This window comes from Pseudomonas uvaldensis, assembly GCF_021271205.1.
Taxonomy (GTDB): Bacteria; Pseudomonadota; Gammaproteobacteria; order Pseudomonadales; family Pseudomonadaceae; genus Aquipseudomonas; species Aquipseudomonas uvaldensis.
This window is the reverse complement of the sequence record NZ_JAIWKS010000003.1, coordinates 468,018-488,973: the sequence shown is the minus strand read 5'-3', so window position 1 is coordinate 488,973 and position 20,956 is coordinate 468,018. Positions and strand designations below refer to the sequence as shown.

General features: G+C 60.6%; 17 protein-coding genes. 1 reads left to right on the top strand and 16 read right to left on the bottom strand.

Annotated features, from left to right (window positions below; translation table 11 throughout):
- Complete coding sequence (locus LCU97_RS08700; protein WP_053152770.1) at window positions 1-1,113, bottom strand: S-(hydroxymethyl)glutathione dehydrogenase/class III alcohol dehydrogenase; 1,113 nt, start codon at window positions 1,111-1,113, stop codon at window positions 1-3.
- 106 nt (window positions 1,114-1,219) lie between these two features.
- Between LCU97_RS08700 and LCU97_RS08695 the strand changes: the two genes are divergently transcribed.
- Entirely contained in the window at window positions 1,220-2,116 is an 897-nt protein-coding gene (locus LCU97_RS08695) for a LysR substrate-binding domain-containing protein (RefSeq protein ID WP_232776129.1), read from the top strand.
- Window positions 2,117-2,281: 165 nt separating this feature from the next.
- Here the strand turns inward: LCU97_RS08695 and ispD are convergent, their stop codons facing one another.
- From ispD to bamA, 15 genes are all read right to left on the bottom strand, one after another.
- Window positions 2,282-2,989 (bottom strand): 2-C-methyl-D-erythritol 4-phosphate cytidylyltransferase, encoded by a 708-nt coding sequence (gene ispD, locus LCU97_RS08690; RefSeq protein WP_053152766.1) that lies wholly within the window; start codon window positions 2,987-2,989, stop codon window positions 2,282-2,284.
- Entirely contained in the window at window positions 2,986-3,264 is a 279-nt protein-coding gene (gene ftsB / locus LCU97_RS08685; RefSeq protein WP_030139474.1) for a cell division protein FtsB, read from the bottom strand. Before ftsB ends, ispD begins: the two co-directional genes overlap by 4 nt.
- 170 nt (window positions 3,265-3,434) lie before the next feature.
- Entirely contained in the window at window positions 3,435-4,724 is a 1,290-nt protein-coding gene (gene eno / locus LCU97_RS08680; protein WP_053152764.1) for a phosphopyruvate hydratase, read from the bottom strand.
- 162 nt (window positions 4,725-4,886) lie between these two features.
- Window positions 4,887-5,732: a 3-deoxy-8-phosphooctulonate synthase gene (gene kdsA, locus LCU97_RS08675; protein WP_053152762.1), complete on the bottom strand. Its 846-nt coding sequence runs from the start codon at window positions 5,730-5,732 to the stop codon at window positions 4,887-4,889.
- 4 nt (window positions 5,733-5,736) lie between these two features.
- Window positions 5,737-7,368, bottom strand: coding sequence for a CTP synthase (locus tag LCU97_RS08670; RefSeq protein ID WP_053152760.1), 1,632 nt, complete (start codon window positions 7,366-7,368; stop codon window positions 5,737-5,739).
- A 274-nt stretch (window positions 7,369-7,642) separates the two neighbouring features.
- Window positions 7,643-8,968, bottom strand: a complete 1,326-nt coding sequence (tilS, locus tag LCU97_RS08665) for a tRNA lysidine(34) synthetase TilS (RefSeq protein WP_232776128.1) — start codon at window positions 8,966-8,968, stop codon at window positions 7,643-7,645.
- A 127-nt stretch (window positions 8,969-9,095) separates the two neighbouring features.
- A complete protein-coding gene (locus LCU97_RS08660) occupies window positions 9,096-10,043 on the bottom strand; it encodes an acetyl-CoA carboxylase carboxyltransferase subunit alpha (protein WP_053152756.1) in 948 nt (315 codons plus the stop codon).
- A gap of 150 nt (window positions 10,044-10,193) precedes the next feature.
- Complete coding sequence (gene dnaE, locus LCU97_RS08655) at window positions 10,194-13,715, bottom strand: DNA polymerase III subunit alpha (RefSeq protein ID WP_232776127.1); 3,522 nt, start codon at window positions 13,713-13,715, stop codon at window positions 10,194-10,196.
- A 79-nt stretch (window positions 13,716-13,794) separates the two neighbouring features.
- Window positions 13,795-14,430, bottom strand: coding sequence for a ribonuclease HII (gene rnhB / locus LCU97_RS08650; protein WP_053152752.1), 636 nt, complete (start codon window positions 14,428-14,430; stop codon window positions 13,795-13,797).
- Between the two features lie 11 nt (window positions 14,431-14,441).
- Window positions 14,442-15,572 (bottom strand): lipid-A-disaccharide synthase, encoded by a 1,131-nt coding sequence (gene lpxB, locus LCU97_RS08645; RefSeq protein ID WP_232776126.1) that lies wholly within the window; start codon window positions 15,570-15,572, stop codon window positions 14,442-14,444.
- Window positions 15,573-15,574: 2 nt separating this feature from the next.
- Complete coding sequence (lpxA, locus tag LCU97_RS08640) at window positions 15,575-16,351, bottom strand: acyl-ACP--UDP-N-acetylglucosamine O-acyltransferase (RefSeq protein WP_053152748.1); 777 nt, start codon at window positions 16,349-16,351, stop codon at window positions 15,575-15,577.
- The gene (gene fabZ / locus LCU97_RS08635; RefSeq protein ID WP_053152746.1) at window positions 16,348-16,788 is read right to left on the bottom strand and encodes a 3-hydroxyacyl-ACP dehydratase FabZ; all 441 of its coding nucleotides are present in this window, start codon (window positions 16,786-16,788) and stop codon (window positions 16,348-16,350) included. The genes lpxA and fabZ overlap by 4 nt, the downstream gene beginning before the upstream one ends.
- A 107-nt stretch (window positions 16,789-16,895) precedes the next feature.
- Window positions 16,896-17,951, bottom strand: coding sequence for a UDP-3-O-(3-hydroxymyristoyl)glucosamine N-acyltransferase (lpxD, locus tag LCU97_RS08630; protein WP_053152744.1), 1,056 nt, complete (start codon window positions 17,949-17,951; stop codon window positions 16,896-16,898).
- A gap of 3 nt (window positions 17,952-17,954) precedes the next feature.
- Complete coding sequence (locus LCU97_RS08625; protein WP_024779019.1) at window positions 17,955-18,458, bottom strand: OmpH family outer membrane protein; 504 nt, start codon at window positions 18,456-18,458, stop codon at window positions 17,955-17,957.
- A gap of 45 nt (window positions 18,459-18,503) precedes the next feature.
- On the bottom strand, window positions 18,504-20,891 hold the full coding sequence (gene bamA / locus LCU97_RS08620) for an outer membrane protein assembly factor BamA (RefSeq protein ID WP_053152742.1): 2,388 nt from the start codon (window positions 20,889-20,891) through the stop codon (window positions 18,504-18,506).
- Window positions 20,892-20,956: the final 65 nt, after the last annotated feature.

Here is a 20,956-nt window from a genome sequence, read left to right as displayed (position 1 = left end):
TCAGAAATGAATAACGGTGCGGATGCTCTTGCCTTCATGCATCAGGTCGAATGCCTTGTTGATATCTTCCAGGCCCATGGTGTGGGTAATGAAAGTATCCAGCGGGATCTCGCCCTTCTCGGCCATTTCCACGTAGCTGGGCAACTCACTGCGCCCGCGCACGCCGCCGAATGCCGAACCACGCCAGACGCGTCCGGTCACCAGTTGGAACGGACGAGTGGCGATTTCCTGGCCGGCACCGGCCACGCCGATGATCACCGACTCGCCCCAGCCCTTGTGGCAGCATTCCAACGCGGCACGCATCAGCTGGACGTTGCCGATGCACTCGAAGGAAAAGTCCACGCCGCCATCGGTCATGTCGACGATGACCTCCTGGATCGGACGGTCGAAGTCCTTCGGGTTGACGAAGTCGGTGGCGCCCAATTGCCGGGCGATTTCGAACTTGGACGGGTTGATATCAATGGCGATGATGCGCGAGGCCTTGGCCTTCACCGCTCCGATCACCGCCGACAGGCCGATACCGCCCAGACCGAAGATGGCCACTGTGTCACCGGGCTGGACCTTGGCCGTATTGATCACCGCGCCAATACCGGTGGTGACACCGCACCCCAGCAGGCAGACTTTTTCCAACGGTGCATCCTTGGCGATCTTCGCGACGGAGATTTCCGGCAGCACGGTGTATTCGGAGAAGGTCGAGGTGCCCATGTAGTGGAAAATCGTCTCGCCCTTGTAGGAAAAGCGCGAAGTGCCGTCAGGCATCAGACCTTTGCCCTGAGTGGCGCGAATCGCCTGGCAGAGGTTGGTCTTGCCCGACTTGCAGAACTTGCACTGCCCGCACTCCGGTGTGTACAGAGGGATCACATGGTCCCCCACCGCCACCGAGGTCACGCCCTCGCCGATGGCTTCGACGATTGCGCCGCCTTCGTGGCCTAGAATCGACGGAAAAATCCCTTCCGGGTCGGCGCCCGACAAGGTGTAAGCGTCGGTGTGGCAGACGCCGGAGGCCACCACGCGCAGCAGCACTTCACCCGCCTTGGGCATGGCGACGTCGACTTCTACGATTTCCAGGGGTTTCTTGGCCTCGAAGGCAACGGCGGCGCGCGACTTGATCATCGTGTTTCTCCAGCAAATAAAAACGAGACCGGAGTGTAATCCGCCGCCATACAAGGAATAATCCAGTCAAAAGCAAAACATTATTGCCATACAGGGATAATCTTTCATGGCTGACAATCGCTGGGAAGGCATCGACGAGTTCGTCGCCGTGGCTGAATGCAGCCAGTTCACCGCAGCAGCCGAACGTCTCGGGGTATCGTCCTCCCACATCAGTCGACAAATCGTACGGCTCGAAGAGCGCCTTCAAACACGACTGCTGTATCGAAGCACTCGTCGCGTCACCCTGACCGAGGCCGGCCAGACTTTTTTGCAACATTGCCAGCGCTTGCAGGATGGACGGGAGGAAGCCTTGCGAGCGGTGGGGGATCTGGCCAGCGAACCCAAGGGCATGTTGCGAATGACCTGTGCCGTGGCCTATGGCGAACGTTTCATCGTGCCCTTGGTGACCCGGTTCATGGGGCTGTACCCGCAATTGCGAGTGGACATCGAACTGAGCAACCGGCCGTTGGACCTGGTTCATGAGGGGCTGGACCTGGCGATTCGCCTGGGTCGCTTGCAGGACTCACGCTTGATCGCGATACGCCTGGCCCCACGCCGCATGTACCTGTGCGCCTCGCCGTCCTATCTGGAGCGCTACGGTCGGCCCCATAGCTTGTCGGAACTGAGCCGTCATAACTGTCTGATCGGCAGTTCCGACCTCTGGCAACTGGAGCAGAACGGGCGGGAATTTTCTCAGCGTGTGCAGGGAAACTGGCGCTGCAACAGTGGGCAAGCGGTGCTGGACGCGGCACTGCAAGGCGCGGGCTTGTGCCAACTGCCGGACTATTACGTGCTGGAGCATTTGCAAAGCGGCGCGTTGATCTCGTTGCTTGAAGCCCATCAGCCGCCGAATACGGCAGTGTGGGCGTTGTATCCACAGCAGCGGCATCTGTCGCCGAAGGTGCGCCAGTTGGTGGATTACTTGAAGGAAGGGTTGGCTGAGCGGCCGGAATATCGGGGTTAGGCTCGACCGGTTTCTGTCCGTGGTTTATCCCGCGCCGGGGCTATCGCCTTCGCGGGCAAGCCCGCTCCCACATTTGGCCTCAGTGGATACCTGTTTTTTGAACAACCGAGATCCAGTGTGGGAGCGGGCTTGCTCGCGAAGGGCGCGGCACGGTATTGGAATTGATCAGCGACGGCCAGCCCAGTGCCGACGCAACCACTCCAGATCCTCGGGACGGGTGATCTTGATGTTATCCGATCGCCCTTCGATCAACCGAGGTGCCTGCCCTGCCCACTCCATCGCCGAGGCCTCATCGGTAATCACGACATCCGCCACCAGGCTGTCAGCCAACGCCCGATGCAAGGCGCCAAGGCGAAACATCTGCGGCGTGTAGGCTTGCCAAATCACGCTGCGATCAACGGTTTCCAGCACCCGACCGTGCTTGTCGACGCGTTTGAGGGTGTCACGCGCCGGAACGGCCAGCAGACCGCCGACCGGGTCGTTCGTCAACTCGCTGAGCAAGGTGTCCAGGTCACCACGGGATAGATTGGGCCGGGCGGCATCGTGCACCAGCACCCAATCGTGATCGTCGGCGCCCTGGCCATGAAGATGCAGCAAGGCGTTGAGCACCGAATCCGAACGCTGGGCTCCCCCGTCCACACGCTGGATGCGCGGGTCGCTGGCGCAGGCCAGGGTCGGCCAGTAGGGATCATCGTGCGCAACACTGACCACCACGCCTTTGACGGTCGGATGATCGAGGAAACAGCCGAGGCTGTGTTCGAGAATTGTGCGGCCACCCAGTTGCAGATACTGCTTGGGACGGTCCGCAGCCATTCGGGCTCCGATGCCCGCGGCAGGAATCACGGCCCAGAAGGCCGGCAAACGAATGCTCATTGGGCCAACTGGTAGAGGGTTTCGCCCTCCTTCACCATGCCCAGCTCATGACGAGCCCGCTCTTCAACGGTCTCCATGCCTTTTTTCAGCTCCATCACTTCGGCGTCCATCACCCGGTTGCGCTCCAGCAAGGCCTCATTCTCGGCGTGCTGGTCGGCAATCTGCTGAGTCAGCTCGGCCACTTGCGCAAGGCTGCCATTGCCCACCCAGAGACGGTACTGCAGGCCGGCCAGCAACAGAAGCAAGACGAGGAACAACCAATTGGGACTGCGCATCGAATATCGGGTATCCAGTGAAAAAAGACCGCCATGCCAAACTTTGAAGCATCTGATAGCACGAAGCCTGGAAAACCAGGCTTGTGCTTGATAAGGCATCAGATTAGAGGGAAAGCCACCGTTATGACGACTTTTCCGACGCAATCCGTTGTCTTTTTACCATTTACCGCTTAACCGCGAAACTCGGCGCGACCGTTGTACTTGGCCTTGCCGTTCAACTGCTCTTCGATACGCAGCAGTTGGTTGTACTTGGAAACGCGGTCGGAACGGCACAGCGAACCGGTCTTGATCTGGCCCGCCGCAGTGCCCACGGCCAGGTCGGCAATGGTCGAATCTTCGGTTTCGCCGGAGCGATGGGAGATCACGGCGGTGTAACCGGCGGCCTTGGCCATCTGGATGGCTTCCAGGGTTTCGGTCAGGGTGCCGATCTGGTTGAACTTGATCAGGATCGAGTTGGCGATCTGCTTGTCGATACCTTCTTTCAGGATCTTGGTGTTGGTCACGAACAGGTCGTCGCCCACCAGCTGGGTCTTGGCGCCGATCTTGTCGGTGAGGATTTTCCAGCCGGCCCAGTCGGACTCGTCCAGACCATCTTCGATGGAGATGATCGGATAGCGCTCGGTCAGGCCCTTGAGGTAATCGGCGAAACCTTCGGCAGTGAACACCTGGCCTTCGCCGGACAGGTTGTACTTGCCGTCTTCGAAGAACTCACTGGCGGCGCAGTCCAGGGCCAGGGTCACATCGGTGCCCAGCTTGTAACCGGCGTTGGCAACAGCTTCGGAAATCACTTTCAGCGCGTCTTCGTTGGAGGCCAGGTTCGGTGCGAAACCGCCTTCGTCGCCAACGGCGGTGCTCAGGCCACGGGCTTTGAGCACGGCCTTGAGGTGATGGAAAATCTCGGTGCCCATGCGCAGGCCTTCGGAGAAGGACTTGGCGCCCACCGGCTGGACCATGAATTCCTGGATGTCGACGTTGTTGTCGGCGTGCTCGCCGCCGTTGATGATGTTCATCATCGGCACCGGCATCGAGTAGACGCCCGGAGTACCGTTGAGGTTGGCGATGTGAGCGTACAGTGGCAGGTCCTGGTCCTGAGCGGCGGCCTTGGCGGCGGCCAGGGAAACGGCGAGGATCGCGTTGGCACCCAGGGAGGCTTTGTTCTCGGTACCGTCGAGCTTGATCATCGCCAGGTCGAGGGCTTTCTGGTCGGCAGGATCCTTGCCCAGCAGCAGGTCACGAATCGGACCGTTGATGTTGGCGACGGCCTTCAGCACGCCCTTGCCCAGGTAACGACCCTTGTCGCCATCACGCAGCTCCAGCGCTTCGCGCGAGCCGGTGGAAGCACCGGACGGCGCACAGGCGCTGCCGATGATGCCGTTGTCGAGAAGCACGTCCGCTTCGACAGTGGGGTTGCCACGGGAGTCGAGAACTTCACGACCTTTGATGTCGACGATTTTTGCCATTGTTGTAAACACTCCAAAGTTGACGAAAACGCTGTGGGAGCACGGCTTGCCGGCGATGGGGGCCTCAAGGGCGCCATCGCTGGCAAGCCATGCTCCCACAAGAGCAGTGCGGCCAGCGGGCCAGAGCGATAATCGAGCGGTACTTTACCGGAGAAAACCGGGTTACGCGGTTTCTATCGTCGGAAAACCCTTGACCAGCTCATCCAGAGCCTTGAGCTGAGACAGGAAAGGTTCCAGCTTGTTCAAGCGCAAGGCACACGGACCGTCGCATTTGGCGTTGTCCGGATCCGGATGCGCCTCGAGGAACAGGCCCGCCAGGGACTGGCTCATGCCGGCCTTGGCCAGGTCGGTGACCTGGGCACGACGACCGCCGGCAGAGTCGGAACGGCCGCCCGGCATCTGCAGTGCGTGGGTCACGTCGAAGAACACCGGGTATTCGAACTGCTTCATGATGCCGAAGCCGAGCATGTCCACCACCAGGTTGTTGTAGCCGAAGCTCGAACCGCGCTCGCAGAGGATCAACTGGTCATTCCCGGCCTCTTCGCACTTGCTCAGGATGTGCTTCATTTCCTGGGGCGCGAGGAACTGGGCCTTCTTGATGTTGATCACCGCGCCGGTCTTGGCCATCGCGACCACCAGGTCGGTCTGGCGCGACAGGAAGGCCGGCAGCTGGATGATGTCGCAGACCTCGGCGACGACCGCGGCCTGGGCAGGCTCGTGGACGTCGGTGATGATCGGCACGCCAAAGGCTTGCTTGATGTCCTGGAAAATCCGCATGCCTTCTTCCAGGCCCGGACCACGGTAGGAGGTCACGGACGAGCGGTTGGCCTTGTCGAAGCTGGCCTTGAACACGTAGGGAATGCCCAGTTTCTGGGTGACCTTCACGTATTCCTCGCAGACCTGCATCGCCATGTCGCGGCTTTCCAGCACGTTCATGCCGCCGAACAGCACCATGGGCTTGTCGTTGGCAATCTCGATGTCGCCGACGCGGATGATCTTCTGAGCCATCGTCTTATGCCTTTTTCTGGTGTTGAGCCAAAGCGGCCTTCACGAAACCGCTGAACAGCGGATGGCCGTCCCGTGGCGTCGAGGTGAACTCAGGGTGGAACTGGCAAGCGACGAACCATGGATGATCCGAGGATTCCACCACTTCCACAAGCGCGCCATCACCGGAGCGACCGGAGATTTTCAGGCCGGCTTCGATCAGTTGCGGCAGCAGGTTGTTGTTCACTTCGTAGCGATGGCGGTGACGCTCGACGATCACGTCCTTGGCGTAGCACTGGTGGACCAGGGAGCCAGGCTCGAGCAGGCATTCCTGTGCGCCGAGGCGCATGGTGCCGCCCAGGTCGGAGGCTTCGGTCCGCACTTCCACGGCACCGGTGGCGTCTTCCCATTCGGTGATCAGGCCCACGACCGGATGGCCACTGGCGCGATCGAACTCGGTGGAGTTGGCGTCTTTCCAGCCCATCACGTTACGGGCGAACTCGATGACCGCCACCTGCATGCCCAGGCAGATACCCAGGTAAGGCACTTTGTTCTCTCGGGCGTATTGCACGGCGGTGATCTTGCCTTCCACGCCCCGCAGGCCGAAGCCACCCGGTACGAGAATCGCATCGGCGCCTTCGAGCAGGCCGGTGCCCTGGTTCTCGATATCTTCGGAATCGATGTAGCGCAGGTTCACTTTGGTGCGGTTGCTGATACCGGCATGACTCATCGCTTCGATCAGCGACTTGTAGGCGTCCAGCAGTTCCATGTACTTGCCGACCATGGCGATGGTGACTTCATGCTCCGGGTTGAGCTTGGCATCGACCACGGCGTCCCATTCGGACAGGTCGGCGCCGGCGCATTGCAGGCCGAAACGCTCGACGACGAAATCGTCCAGGCCCTGGGAGTGCAGGATGCCCGGAATCTTGTAGATGGTGTCGGCGTCTTCCAGGCCGATGACCGCACGCTCTTCAACGTTGGTGAACTGGGCGATCTTGCGGCGCGAGGAAATGTCGATCGGGTGATCGGAGCGGCAGACCAGCACGTCCGGTTGCAGGCCGATGGAACGCAGTTCCTTGACCGAGTGCTGGGTCGGCTTGGTCTTGGTTTCGCCGGCGGTGGCAATGTACGGAACCAGCGTCAGGTGCATCAGCATCGCGCGCTTGGCGCCGATTTCGAAACGCAACTGACGGATGGCTTCGAGGAACGGCTGGGACTCGATGTCGCCCACGGTACCGCCGATCTCGACCATCGCCACGTCGGCGTCGCCGGCGCCCTTGATGATGCGGCGCTTGATTTCATCGGTGATGTGCGGGATGACCTGGATGGTCGCGCCCAGGTAATCACCACGACGCTCCTTGCGCAGCACGTGCTCGTAGACGCGGCCGGTGGTGAAGTTGTTGTTCTGGGTCATGGTCGTGCGGATGAACCGCTCGTAGTGGCCCAGGTCCAGGTCGGTCTCGGCGCCGTCGTGGGTGACGAACACTTCGCCGTGCTGGAACGGGCTCATGGTGCCCGGGTCGACATTGATGTACGGGTCCAGCTTGAGCATGGTGACCTTAAGTCCCCGCGCCTCCAGGATGGCCGCCAATGAAGCCGAGGCAATGCCTTTCCCCAATGAAGAAACAACACCGCCCGTGACGAATATGTAGCGCGTCATGAAAAACCCTAGAAGTCTGCGTTAAAGCGGTCCGAGCCGCCGGGGAAAGCGAAGGAAGGCCGAAGCCCCCGATCACCTGCATTAATCACAGTGCACCTTTCAAAAAAACCGCCGCGTTGGGACAGACCGGAAGAGAAATCACCGGTACGTTGCTCGCTACACATTTTTTGGAATCGCCCAGCAAAGACTGCTTGGTAATCGGCAACTCCTGCAATTCAGGCGAATCCACAGAAGTTGTATCAAGAAGGGAGCGTAGTCTACCGGAAAGCCCCTTTCAGCTCAAACCCCGATCTTGCCCTGGTGGCTGCCAACGCAATCGCCAATTGCCATCCAGGTCTGCATCCAGCCCCGGAAGGCCGGCCACCGCCAGCAATTGCTCACCCCGATACAGCAGCGGCAATCGGCCGCGAACGAACCCCGGCACGCCACGTTCGTTAAGCAGGCGCTTGAGATCCCGATGACCGCGACCAGGCAGCATCATGATTTCACCGCCCTGACGATAGCGCACACACAGCGGCCCTGCAGGGGGATAGCCCTCGACAATCACTTGCCCATTGCCCGGCAGGTTCAGGGGCTCGGCGATCAGCGGCCAGTCGAGGGCGCCTCGGAGCGGGCCCCGCCAGTGGTCGGGTAACCACCAGACCCGCCCGCCCGTACGGTGCAGCTCACCACCGGCCAGTCGCCAGATCGGTCGGGCATCGTCCCCGGCATCGCGCAGCGAATCCCAGCCAGCCCAATGATCGCTGTCGGGCAGCATCGTCATCGACGCCAGCCAATGGCTCAATGCATTGCGTTGGCGAGCGGGCGACAACGCCTGCAACGGCGCCAGCTCCAACGACCGCAATCCTAGCCAGTCGAACGCTCCCGGAGTCGTGGCGTGACCCAGGTCGATTCGCGCCAGGTCATCCAACAGGCCTTGGGCTTCGCTCAGGTGCGCGGCACCGCGCGCCAGGGTAGACGAAGCTTGAGGCCACTGCTGCGTCAACACGGGAAAAACCCGCTGACGCAGATAATTGCGTGCATAACGGTGATCATCGTTGGACGGGTCTTCAATCCAGCTCAGGCCGTGCTGCCTGGCGTAGGCTTCCAGTTCCGCACGTGACACATCGAGCAACGGCCGCAACAAATGCCCAGCCCCCAGGGAACGCTGCCTCGGCATCGCCGACAACCCCCTCACCCCCGTGCCCCGCAACAAGCGAAACAGCAGGGTTTCGGCCTGATCGTCGCGGTGCTGGGCGGTGAGCAGCACTTCATTGTCCTGAAGCGCCGCGATGAACGCACCGTAACGCGCTTCCCGTGCTGCGCGCTCGACACTGGCGCCAGGCCGCACCTGGACGTTCACCACCTCAAGCGGAACGCCAAGGGCTTCGCACACCGAACGGCAATGACCAGGCCAGGCGTCCGCGACAGCCTGAAGGCCATGGTGGACATGGATAGCGCGCAGGGTGGGCAGGGTTTGAGTGTTGGCGAGAGACGCGAGCAGGTGCAACAGGACGGTGGAGTCCAGGCCACCGGAGAAGGCGATGCGCCATGTGGCGGCGTTGCGCCAGGGTGTTAGTTGGGTAAGGAGGCGGGTGGGTAGATCCGCACGGGAGTTCATTGGATGTCAGCCCTGCATAAACCAATGTGGGAGCGAGCCTGCTCGCGATAGCGGCGTTGCATGTGCCGACGTCATCGCGAGCAAGCTTTGTTCCCACAGGCTCGCTCCACAGGGTATTGGAGTCGGCTTAGAGACCGTAGCTCATCAACCGCTCATAGCGACGGGCCAGCAGCGCGTCGTTGTCGAACTTCTTCAGCATCGCCAACTGCGAGCTCAGCTCGGTGCGAATCAGTGCAGCCGCGGCAGCCGGGTCACGGTGAGCGCCGCCCACGGGTTCGTTGATCACCTTGTCGACGATGCCCAGGCCTTTGAGGCGCTCGGCAGTGATGCCCATGGCTTCGGCGGCATCCGGCGCTTTCTCGGCGGTTTTCCAGAGGATCGAGGCGCAACCTTCCGGCGAGATCACCGCGTAAGTGGAATATTGCAGCATGTTCAACTGATCGCAGACACCGATAGCCAATGCACCGCCGGAACCACCCTCACCGATCACGGTGGCGATGATCGGGGTTTTCAGCCGCGCCATGACCCGCAGATTCCAGGCAATCGCTTCGCTCTGGTTGCGCTCTTCGGCATCGATACCCGGATAGGCGCCCGGCGTGTCGATGAAGGTCAGGATCGGCATCTTGAAACGCTCGGCCATTTCCATCAGGCGGCAAGCCTTGCGGTAGCCTTCGGGACGCGGCATGCCGAAGTTGCGGCGTACTTTCTCGCGTACTTCGCGACCTTTCTGATGGCCGATCACCATGACCGGCTTGTCTTCCAGACGGGCCACACCACCGACAATCGCGGCGTCATCGGCAAAGTGACGGTCGCCGTGCAGCTCATCGAATTCGGTGAAGATGTGTTCAATGTAGTCCAGGGTGTATGGACGACGGGGATGGCGTGCCAGGCGCGCGATCTGCCAACTGGTCAGCTTGCCGAAGATGTCTTCGGTCAGCGTGCGGCTTTTGTCCTGCAAACGGGAGATTTCATCGCCGATATTCAGCGAATTGTCATTACCGACCAAGCGCAACTCTTCGATCTTGGCTTGCAGGTCGGCGATCGGCTGTTCGAAATCTAGAAAATTCGGGTTCATAGGCGTCCGTCTTGGGTCGACGTCCAAGAGAGCTTGGGCCGGCCGGTTGTCTATTCGCGCCCTACCTTAAGGGAGAGGCGCGTTCAGGTCGAGATTAAAAATTCAGGTTGGGGTCAGGGCCACTCCGAGTCCAGGAGTGGCACCTGGCCGTCAACGGTATTGGAGGAAGACGTTGTCTTTGCCGAACTGGTCACGCAAGGCTTGAATCAACGCATCCGCCGGATCGATCCGCCAGCCTTCGCCAAACTGCAGCACGGCCTTGGCGTCGGGGCGCACGTATTCCATGGTGATCGGGCAGGCACCGCGATGGCGGGTGAACAACTCTCCCAGCCAGCGTAGCTGATCGCCCTTGAGATCCTGGGTCTGCAACTTCAAGCGCAGGCTCTCGGCCAGGTTGGTACGGGCATCCTCCATGCTCATCACCCGCTTGACCCGCAACCGCAGGCCACCGGAAAAATCATCGTTGCTGACCTCGCCTTCAACCACCACCATCGCGTCGGTCTGCAACAGCGACTGGGCCGAATGGAACGCATCGGCAAACAGCGAAGCCTCGATGCGCCCGGAACGGTCGTCGAGGGTGATGAAGCCCATCTTGTCACCCTTCTTGTTCTTCATCACCCGCAGGGCAATGATCATTCCGGCGACGGTTTGCGTATCGCGGGCCGGCTTCAGGTCGATGATGCGCTGACGGGCGAAGCGGCGGATCTCGCCTTCGTATTCGTCGATCGGGTGACCGGTCAGGTACAGGCCCAAGGTGTCCTTCTCGCCTTTGAGGCGTTCCTTGAGGGTCAGCTCCTTGGCCTTGCGATGGTTGGCGTAGACATCGGCATCTTCCTCGACGAACAGCCCGCCAAACAGGTCGGCATGTCCGCTGTCGTGGGTCCGGGCGGTCTGCTCGGCGGCCTTGATCGCTTCTTCCATGGCCGCCAGCAACACGGCGCGGTTGCGGTCGATGTTGGCTTGGTAGGCCTTGGGTTCATCGTGGAAATAGGGACCCAGCCGATCCAGCGCGCCGCTGCGGATCAAACCGTCCAGGGTGCGCTTGTTGATGCGCTTGAGGTCGACCCGTGCACAGAAATCGAACAGATCCTTGAACGGCCCGTCCTGGCGCGCCTCGGTGATGGCCTCGACCGGCCCCTCGCCCACACCCTTGATCGCGCCAAGACCATAGATGATGCGGCCTTCCTCGTTTACCGTGAACTTGAACTCCGAAGCGTTCACGTCCGGCGCGTCGAGGCGCAGCTTCATGGTCCGCACTTCCTCGATCAAGGTCACGACCTTGTCGGTGTTGTGCATATCCGCCGACAGTACCGCGGCCATGAACGGCGCCGGGTAATGGGCCTTCAACCACGCGGTCTGGTAGGACACTAGGCCGTAGGCGGCGGAGTGGGATTTGTTGAAGCCGTAGCCGGCGAACTTCTCTACCAGATCGAAGATGTTACCGGCCAGGTCTGCATCGATGCCGTTCTTGGCGCAACCTTCGATGAAGCCACCGCGCTGCTTGGCCATTTCCTCGGGCTTTTTCTTACCCATCGCCCGGCGCAGCATGTCCGCGCCGCCAAGGGTGTAGCCCGCCATGACCTGGGCGATCTGCATCACCTGTTCCTGGTACAGGATGATGCCGTAGGTCGGCGCCAATACCGGCTTGAGGCCGTCGTACTGGTAATCCGGGTGTGGGTACGCCAGCTCGGCGCGCCCGTGTTTGCGGTTGATGAAGTCGTCCACCATGCCCGATTGCAGCGGGCCCGGACGGAACAGAGCCACCAACGCGATGAGGTCTTCCAGGCAGTCGGGCTTGAGCTTCTTGATCAGCTCCTTCATGCCTCGGGATTCCAGCTGGAACACCGCCGTGGTCTCGGCCTTCTGCAACAGACTGTAGGTCGGCTTGTCGTCCAGCGGAATGAAGGCGATGTCCAACGGCTCTTCGCCAGCCCTGGCCCGGTCGCGGTTGATGGTTTTCAGCGCCCAGTCGATGATCGTCAGGGTCCGCAGGCCAAGGAAGTCGAACTTCACCAGGCCCGCTGCCTCGACATCGTCCTTGTCGAACTGGGTGACTAGGCCATCGCCCTCTTCATCGCAATAGATCGGTGAAAAGTCAGTCAGCTTGGTCGGCGCGATCACCACGCCACCGGCGTGCTTACCGACGTTACGCACCACGCCTTCGAGCTTGCGGGCCATTTCCCAGATTTCCGCGGCCTCTTCATCGACCTTGATGAAGTCCCGCAGGATTTCTTCCTGCTCATAGGCCTTTTCCAGGGTCATACCGACTTCGAACGGAATCATCTTCGACAGGCGATCGGCCAGGCCATATGACTTGCCCTGCACCCGCGCCACGTCTCGCACCACCGCCTTAGCCGCCATGGAACCGAAGGTGATGATCTGGCTTACGGCGTTGCGGCCGTATTTCTCCGCCACGTAGTCGATCACCCGGTCACGGCCATCCATGCAGAAGTCGACGTCGAAGTCGGGCATGGATACCCGTTCCGGGTTGAGGAAACGTTCGAACAGCAGGTCATATTCCAGCGGGTCGAGGTCGGTGATCTTCTGTACGTAGGCCACCAGCGAGCCAGCACCCGATCCACGGCCAGGCCCCACCGGCACGCCGTTGTTCTTGGCCCACTGGATGAAGTCCATCACGATCAGGAAGTAACCGGGGAACCCCATCTGGATGATGATATCCAGTTCGAAATTCAGCCGGTCGACGTAGACCTGGCGCTTGGCTTCGTAATCTTCGGTCGTGTCCTTGGGCAGCAGGACGCTGAGGCGTTCCTCCAGGCCGTCGAAGGACACCTTGCGGAAATACTCGTCGATGGTCATCCCATCGGGAATCGGGAAGTTGGGCAGGAAGTGCTTGCCCAGCTTCACTTCGATGTTGCAGCGCTTGGCGATCTCGACGGTGTTTTCCAGCGCCTCGGGCAGGTCGCTGAACAACTCGGCCATTTCCTCGGCGCTCTTGAGATACTGCTGGTCGCTGTAGTTCTTGGGCCGGCGCGGGTCGTCGAGGGCCCGGCCTTCGCCGATGCAGACGCGGGTTTCGTGGGCTTCGAAATCTTCCTGCTTGATGAAGCGCACATCGTTGGTCGCCACCAGCGGCGCGCCGATCCGGTCGGCCAGGGCCACCGCGGCATGCAGGTGCTCTTCATCGTTGGGCCGGTTGGTACGCTGAACTTCGATGTAGAAGCGATCCGGGAATACGTCCATCCACTGCCGGGCCAGGGTTTCGGCTTCCTCGTTGTTCCCGCTGAGCAGCGCCAGGCCGATTTCGCCCTCCTTGGCCGCCGACAGCATGATCAGGCCTTCGCTGGCCTCGGCCACCCACTCGCGCTCGATGATGATCGAGCCGTTGCGCTGACCATCGATAAAGCCACGGGAAATCAACTCGGTGAGGTTTCGGTAGCCGACGGCGTTCATCACCAACAGGCTGATACGGCTCAACGGCGCATCCGGGTCCTTGCTCGACAGCCACAGGTCGGCGCCGCAGATCGGCTTGATCCCACCGCCCATGGCCGTCTTGTAGAACTTGACCAGCGAGCACATGTTGTTCTGGTCGGTGACCGCCACGGCAGGCATGTTCATGCCGGCCAGGGTCTTGATCAGCGGCTTGATCCGCACCAGACCGTCGACCAGGGAGTATTCAGTGTGCAGGCGCAGATGAACGAATGAAGCCGGCATAGTGATCCTGCGTAAAGTCATGAAAACAACAAGGCCCGGATTGTACCGGGCCTTGTTCTGAGTGGCGAATGTCCGTCAGTTATGGCGCAAAACTTTCGATCAACCCCTCACGCGCCTCATACGCCAGCCGCACCGGAGCGAACGAACGCCGATGAATGGGCGTGGGGCCCAGGCGAGCCAGGGCTTCCAGATGAATGGGCGTCGGGTAACCCTTGTGGTTGCCGATGCCGTAGCCCGGATAGATCAATTCAAAGGCGGCCATTTCGCGGTCGCGGCTGACCTTGGCCAGGATCGATGCCGCCGCGATGGCCGGCACCTTGCCGTCGCCCTGGATGACGGCTTCGGCGCGCATCGACAGCTTCGGGCAGCGATTGCCATCGATCATCGCCAGTTTCGGCGTGATGTGCAGCCCCTGCACGGCCCGCTGCATGGCAAGCATGGTGGCGTGCAGGATGTTCAGCTCATCGATCTCTTCGACTTCGGCTCGGGCGATGCACCAGCTCAGGGCTTTCTCGCAGATCTCGTCATAGAGGGCTTCGCGTCGAGCCTCGGTAAGCTTCTTCGAATCGTTGAGGCCCAGGATCGGCCGGTTCGGATCGAGAATCACCGCCGCCGTCACCACCGCGCCACACAACGGCCCACGCCCGACCTCATCGACGCCCGCCACCAACTCTTCCACCTCGGCGACGAGATTGAAGTCCAGACCCATCTGCATCTTCGGGTTACTCATGATTTTGCGCCGATCAGAGTCAGTACCGCATCCGCTGCCTGATTGGAGGCATCACGGCGCAAAGTACGGTGGATTTCATCGAAGCCCCGGGTCTGCTCCTCGCCACCCTCGATCAAGGGTAATAGCGTATTGGCCAGCGCCTCGGGCGTAGCTTCGTCCTGCAGCAACTCAGGCACCAACAGGCGCTGGGCCAACAGGTTCGGCAAGGAAACGTAGGGGCTCTTGACCATGCGTTTGAGGATCCAGAACGTCAACGGCGCCAGGCGATAGGCGACCACCATCGGGCGTTTGTACAACAACGCTTCAAGGGTAGCAGTGCCGGACGCAATCAACACGGCGTCACAGGCCGCTAGTGCCTGATGGGAACGACCATCGAGCAACGTGACCGGCAGATCGCGCCCCGCCAACAGCGCTTCCAATTGGACTCGGCGCTGTGGACTGGCGCACGGCAGGACGAAACGCACCCCCGGACGCACCGCCCGCAGCCGTTCGGCGGCGTCGAAGAACAAGCCCCCCAGGCGACTCACCTCACCGCCGCGACTACCCGGCATCAGGGCCACCAGCGGCCCCTCAGGCAGCCCCAACGCGCGGCGCGCCTCGTTGCGGTCGGCCTCCAGGGGAATGGTATCGGCCAGGGTGTGACCGACAAAACGCACCGGCACACCCTTTTCCTCGTAGAACCGGGCTTCAAACGGCAACAACGTCAGCATCAGATCGCAACCTTCGCGGATCTTCAGCACACGCTTCTGCCGCCAGGCCCAGACCGAAGGACTGACATAGTGCACGGTCTTGATCCCGGCCTGACGCAACTTGAGCTCGATATTGAGGGTGAAGTCCGGCGCATCGATGCCGATGAACACATCCGGCTTCTCTTCGATCAAGGTCTTGATCAGCGCCTTGCGGCGCGCCAGCAGCTCTCTCAGGCGGCCGAGCACCTCCACCAAGCCCATCACGGAGAGGCGCTCCATCGGGAAATAGGAGTCCAACCCCTCGGCTTGCATCAACGGACCGCCGACACCGATAAACTCGACTGCCGGATGCTGCGCCTTGAGCGCACGCATCAAGCCGGCACCCAGAATGTCGCCGGAAGCCTCTCCCGCCACCAGCGCGATACGCAGATTAGCCATGGTTAACGGGTGATGCCGCGGGTCGAAGACTGGATGGAGTCGCGGAATATCGCGACTTCGGGGTGCTGCGCTGCAGCCTCGGCCAGCTCGGCCAGCGCCTGCTCGACGGTCAGCCCCTGGCGATACACAACCTTGTAGGCACGACGCAACGCAGCAATAGCCTCTTCGCTGAAGCCGCGACGACGCATGCCTTCGAAGTTCATGCTGCGTGCTTCGGCCGGGTTGCCGAATACCGTGACGTAGGCCGGAACGTCCTTGCCAATGGCGGTGCCCATGCCGGAAAAACTGTGGGCGCCGATATGGCAGTACTGGTGCACCAGGGTGAAGCCGGACAGGATCGCCCAGTCGTCCACATGAACATGGCCAGCCAGCGCCGTGTTGTTGACCAGGATGCAATGGTTGCCGATAACGCTGTCATGGCCGATGTGTGCATAAGCCATGATCAGGTTATGGTCGCCCAGGGTCGTTTCGGAGCGATCCTGGATGGTGCCACGGTGAATCGTCACACCTTCACGGATCACGTTATGGTCACCGATGACCAGGCGGGTTTCCTCACCTTTGTATTTGAGATCGGGCGTGTCCTCGCCTACCGAAGAAAACTGGTAGATGCGGTTGTGCCGGCCGATCCGGGTCGGCCCCTTGAGAATTACGTGGGGCCCGATCACCGTGCCCTCGCCGATTTCCACACCTGCGCCGACAATCGACCACGGGCCGACCTCGACATCGGCGGCCAGGACGGCCGTCGGGTCGATGATTGCGCGAGGGTCGATCAAACTCATAGTTTGCGTTCCGCACAGATGATTTCAGCGGAGCAGACTGGCTTGCCGTCGACCGAAGCCTGGCATTCGAATTTCCAGATCTGGCGCTTGCAACTGATGAACTTGGCCTCGAGGATCAATTGATCGCCCGGAGTGACCGGCTGACGGAAACGCAGCTTGTCGGAGCCTACGAAGTAGTAGAGCGTACCGTCTGCGGGTTTTACGTCCATGATCTTGAAGCCAAGGATCCCGGCAGCCTGAGCCATCGCCTCGATGATCAACACGCCCGGCATGATGGGATGCGCGGGGAAGTGACCATTGAAGAACGGCTCGTTGATGCTGACATTCTTGTAGGCGCGAATGCGCTTGTCCTCAACATCCAGCTCCACTACCCGATCCACCAGCAGGAACGGGTAACGGTGAGGCAGGTATTCGCGAATCTCGTTGATGTCCATCATTTCGGGGGGAAGCCTATGTAAAGATTGGGAGCGCGGGTTGCCACGCACTCCGCTGGCAAATCAAGGAGGCAGTCTAACGGCTGTGCACACTTGACATGAAAATGGTATCAGCCATCTGATGAAGCATTACCGTCAGGGGTCACGTCCCCCACACGCTTTTCCAACTGTCGCAAGCGTCGAGCCATGTCGTCGAGCTGCCGGATACGGGCCGCGCTCTTGCGCCATTCGGCCGCCGGCTGCATGGCGGTGCCGGAAGAATAAGCACCCGGCTCGGTAATCGAGTGAGTCACCATGGTCATCCCGGTCAGGAAAACGTTGTCACAGATCTCGATATGCCCCACCAGCCCTACGCCGCCGGCGAGCATGCAATGCTTGCCGATTTTGGTGCTGCCGGAGATCCCCACGCAGGCCGCCATGGCGGTGTGATCACCGACCTGGACGTTGTGGGCAATCTGGATCTGGTTGTCCAGCTTGACGCCATTGCCGATGATCGTGTCGGCCAACGCACCACGGTCGATGGCGGTGTTGACGCCAATCTCCACGTCGTCGCCGACCGTCACGCCGCCGATTTGGGCAATCTTCTGCCAGATGCCTTTTTCGTTGGCAAAACCGAACCCTTCACCGCCCAGCACCGCGCCGGACTGGATGACCACGCGCTTGCCGATGCGTACGTCGTGGTACAGGGTGACCCGGGGAGCCAGCCAGCCGCCCTCGCCGATCTCGCTGCGAGCGCCGACGAAACAATGAGCCCCCAGCGTGACTCCCGCACCGATGCGCGCCCCACTTTCGATGACCACGAAAGGACCGATGCTGGCGGTGGGATCCACCACGGCATCGGCAGCAATCACCGCAGTGGGATGAATGCCGGCAGCCGCCTTGGGCTTGGGGTCGAACAGATGGGAAATCCGTGCATAGGCCAGGTACGGGTCGGGCACGATCAGGGCATCGCCGGTAAATCCTTCGGCATCGGCAGCCTTGAGCAACAGCGCGGCAGCCCGACTGTCGGCCAGGTATTTTCGATACTGGGGATTTGCCAGGAAGCTCAATTGAGCTGGGCCAGCCTCTTGCAAAGTGGCCAGCCCAGTGATTGCCTTCTCCGGGTCGCCACGCAGGGTGGCGCCGAGGAACTCGGCCAGTTGGCCAAGCTTGATAGTCGCTGTCATGGATTACTTCAGCTGATTCATGCGCTCGATAACCTGGCGCGTGATGTCGTACTGAGGTTTGACATCGATCACCGCGCCACGCTCGAACACCAGGTCAAAACCACCTTTCTTGATGACTTCTTCCACGGCACTGTCGAGCTTGGGCTTGAGCTGCTTGAGCATTTCACGGTCGGCCACGGCTTTGGCTTCGTTCAGTTCCTTGGACTGGAACTGGAAGTCACGGGCCTTTTGCTTGAATTCAAGCTCCAGACGCTCGCGCTCGCCCTGGGCCATCTTGTCGCCACCGGCTACCAGACGATCCTGAATGCCCTTGGCACTGCTTTCCAGGCTCTTGAGCTTGGTCAGCTGCGGGCCGAACTTCTTCTCGGCATCCACGGCGTACTTCTTGGCCGCATCGGATTCCAGCAAGGCCATCTGATAGTTCAGCACGGCAATCTTCATGTCGGCAAATGCCGGACCTGCGACCAGTACGGTCGCCAGGAGAACCAATTGAGTCAACTTACGCACGATGTACTCCTACAAAATCCATTGTCGTTATCTTGGGTCAGACGCTTAGAACGTCTGGCCGAGGGAGAATTGGAACACTTGGGTTTCAGCTTCATCCGGTTTCTTGATCGGCATCGCCAGGGCGAAGCTCAAAGGACCGAGCGCGGTGACCCAGGTCACGCCCACACCCACGGAACTGGCCAGGTTGCTGAGGCTGACTTCGTTGCACTGAGTATTGGACTTGCTGCCATTGGTGTTGGTCGTGGTTTCGCACTTGGAATCAAACACGTTACCTACGTCCCAGAATACTGAAGTGCGCAACGAGCGTTGATCCTTGACGAACGGCATCGGGAACAGAACCTCGACACCACCTTGAATGAGCACATTGCCGCCGAACGGCAGTGGATCCTGGTCCGGGTCCAAGTCGGTGCCTACGTTACCTGTCCTCGCTACGCCACGGCTCGGAGTACTGCGTGGACCAAGGGTACTGTCCTTGAAGCCACGAACCGAGTTGAAACCACCTGCATAATAGTTCTCGTAGAATGGCAGCCCTTCAGTGGAACCGTAGCCGTCACCATAGCCCAGTTCGGTGTGCAGGCGCATGGTGTAGTTGTCGGTCAGCGGTTGGAACAGCTGGCCACGATAATCAAGTTTGAAGAACGACAGGTCACTACCAGGCGTCGTCGTTTCCAGCACCAGGCTCTGGGAATGACCACGGGTCGCCAGCACGCCCTTGTTCAAGGTCGACTCGGACCAGCCGGCGGACGCCTTGAAGTTCAGATAGCTGTCGCCTTCCCTGTTGACGAAGTCGAAGATCTCGTCAACGGTGTAACGACCGGTGTTGATCTTGTCCTGCTGGGCAGTCAGACCGAACGTCAGGCGCGAGGTCTCGCTGATCGGATAGCCGATGTTGGCGCCGACACCGTAACTGTCGACGGCATAGCTGGAAATATCGGAGTCCAGCTCGTCATAGTCGGTGGTGCGGTAGAAGGCGTTGTAACCCAGGCTCACACCGTCAGCGGTCCAGTAGGGGTCCACGAAACCGAAGTTGTAACGGGTCTGGTATTCGCTGCGGGTCAGGCCGATGCTGACCTTGTTACCGGTACCCAGGAAGTTGTTCTGGGTGATCGAGCCACCGAGGATCAGGCCCGCGCTCTGGGCGAAACCGACACTGGCGGTGATCGAGCCGGAAGCCTGCTCTTCGACGCTGTAGTTCACATCGACCTGGTCATCGACGCCCGGTACCGCCGGGGTCTCGACGTTGACTTCCTTGAAGAAGCCCAGGCGCTCCAGGCGGGTCTTGGACTGATCGATCAGGTAGGTCGAAGCCCAGCCACCTTCCATCTGGCGCATTTCGCGACGCAGCACTTCGTCCTCGGACTTGGTGTTGCCACGGAAGTTGATGCGGTTGACATAGGCACGCTTGCCCGGGTCCACGGCGAAAGTGATGTCGACGGTATGGTCTTCGTCGTGCGGCTGCGGCACGCCGTTGACGTTGGCGAAGGTATAGCCTTCGTTACCCAGTCGACGGGTGATCAGTTCGGAGGTGGTGGTCATCAGCTTGCGCGAAAACACCTGGCCCTTCTGCACCAGCAACAGCGACTTGACCTGGTCTTCCGGCACCTTCAGATCACCGCTGAGCTTGACGTCGCGAACGGTGTACTTCTCGCCTTCGTTGACGTTGACGGTGATGTAGACGTGCTTCTTGTCCGGGGTGATGGACACCTGGGTCGAGGCGATGTCCATGTTGATGTAGCCACGGTCCAGGTAATAGGAACGCAGGCGCTCCAGGTCACCGGAGAGTTTCTCACGGGCGTACTTGTCATCGTTCTTGAAGAACGACAACCAGTTGGTGGTCTTGAGTTCGAACAGGTCGATCAGGTCTTCGTCGGGGAAAACCGTGTTGCCCACCACGTTGATGTGCTGAATGGCCGCCACGGTGCCTTCGTTGATATTGACCTTGAGGCCAACGCGGTTGCGCGGCTGCGGCACCACTTCGGTGTCGACGGTGGCGGAGTAGCGGCCCTGGGCGACGTACTGGCGCTGCAGTTCGTTACGGACGCCTTCGAGGGTCGCGCGCTGGAAGATCTCGCCTTCGGCCAGACCGGATTGTTTGAGGCCCTTCATCAGGTCTTCGGTGGAGATCGCCTTGTTGCCCTCGATCTCGATACTGGCGACCGAAGGCCGCTCCACCACCGTGATGACCAGGACATTGCCGTCGCGGCCCAGCTGGATATCTTGAAAGAAGCCGGTCTTGAACAGCGCACGAGTGGACTCCACCAGGCGCCGATCATCCGCCTGCTCGCCGACGTTCAACGGCAAGGCACCAAACACGCTACCCGCGGAGACCCGCTGGAGGCCGTTGACGCGAATATCAGAGATAGTGAAGGACTCGGCGTGAACTTCGGCGATCATCAACACGGTAATTACCGCTGTTAGCAGCAGACGTTTCATGAAGTCCTTTCTTATTCCAACTGGCAATAAACAAACTGCCGCAAAATGCGGCAGATTCGCAATTC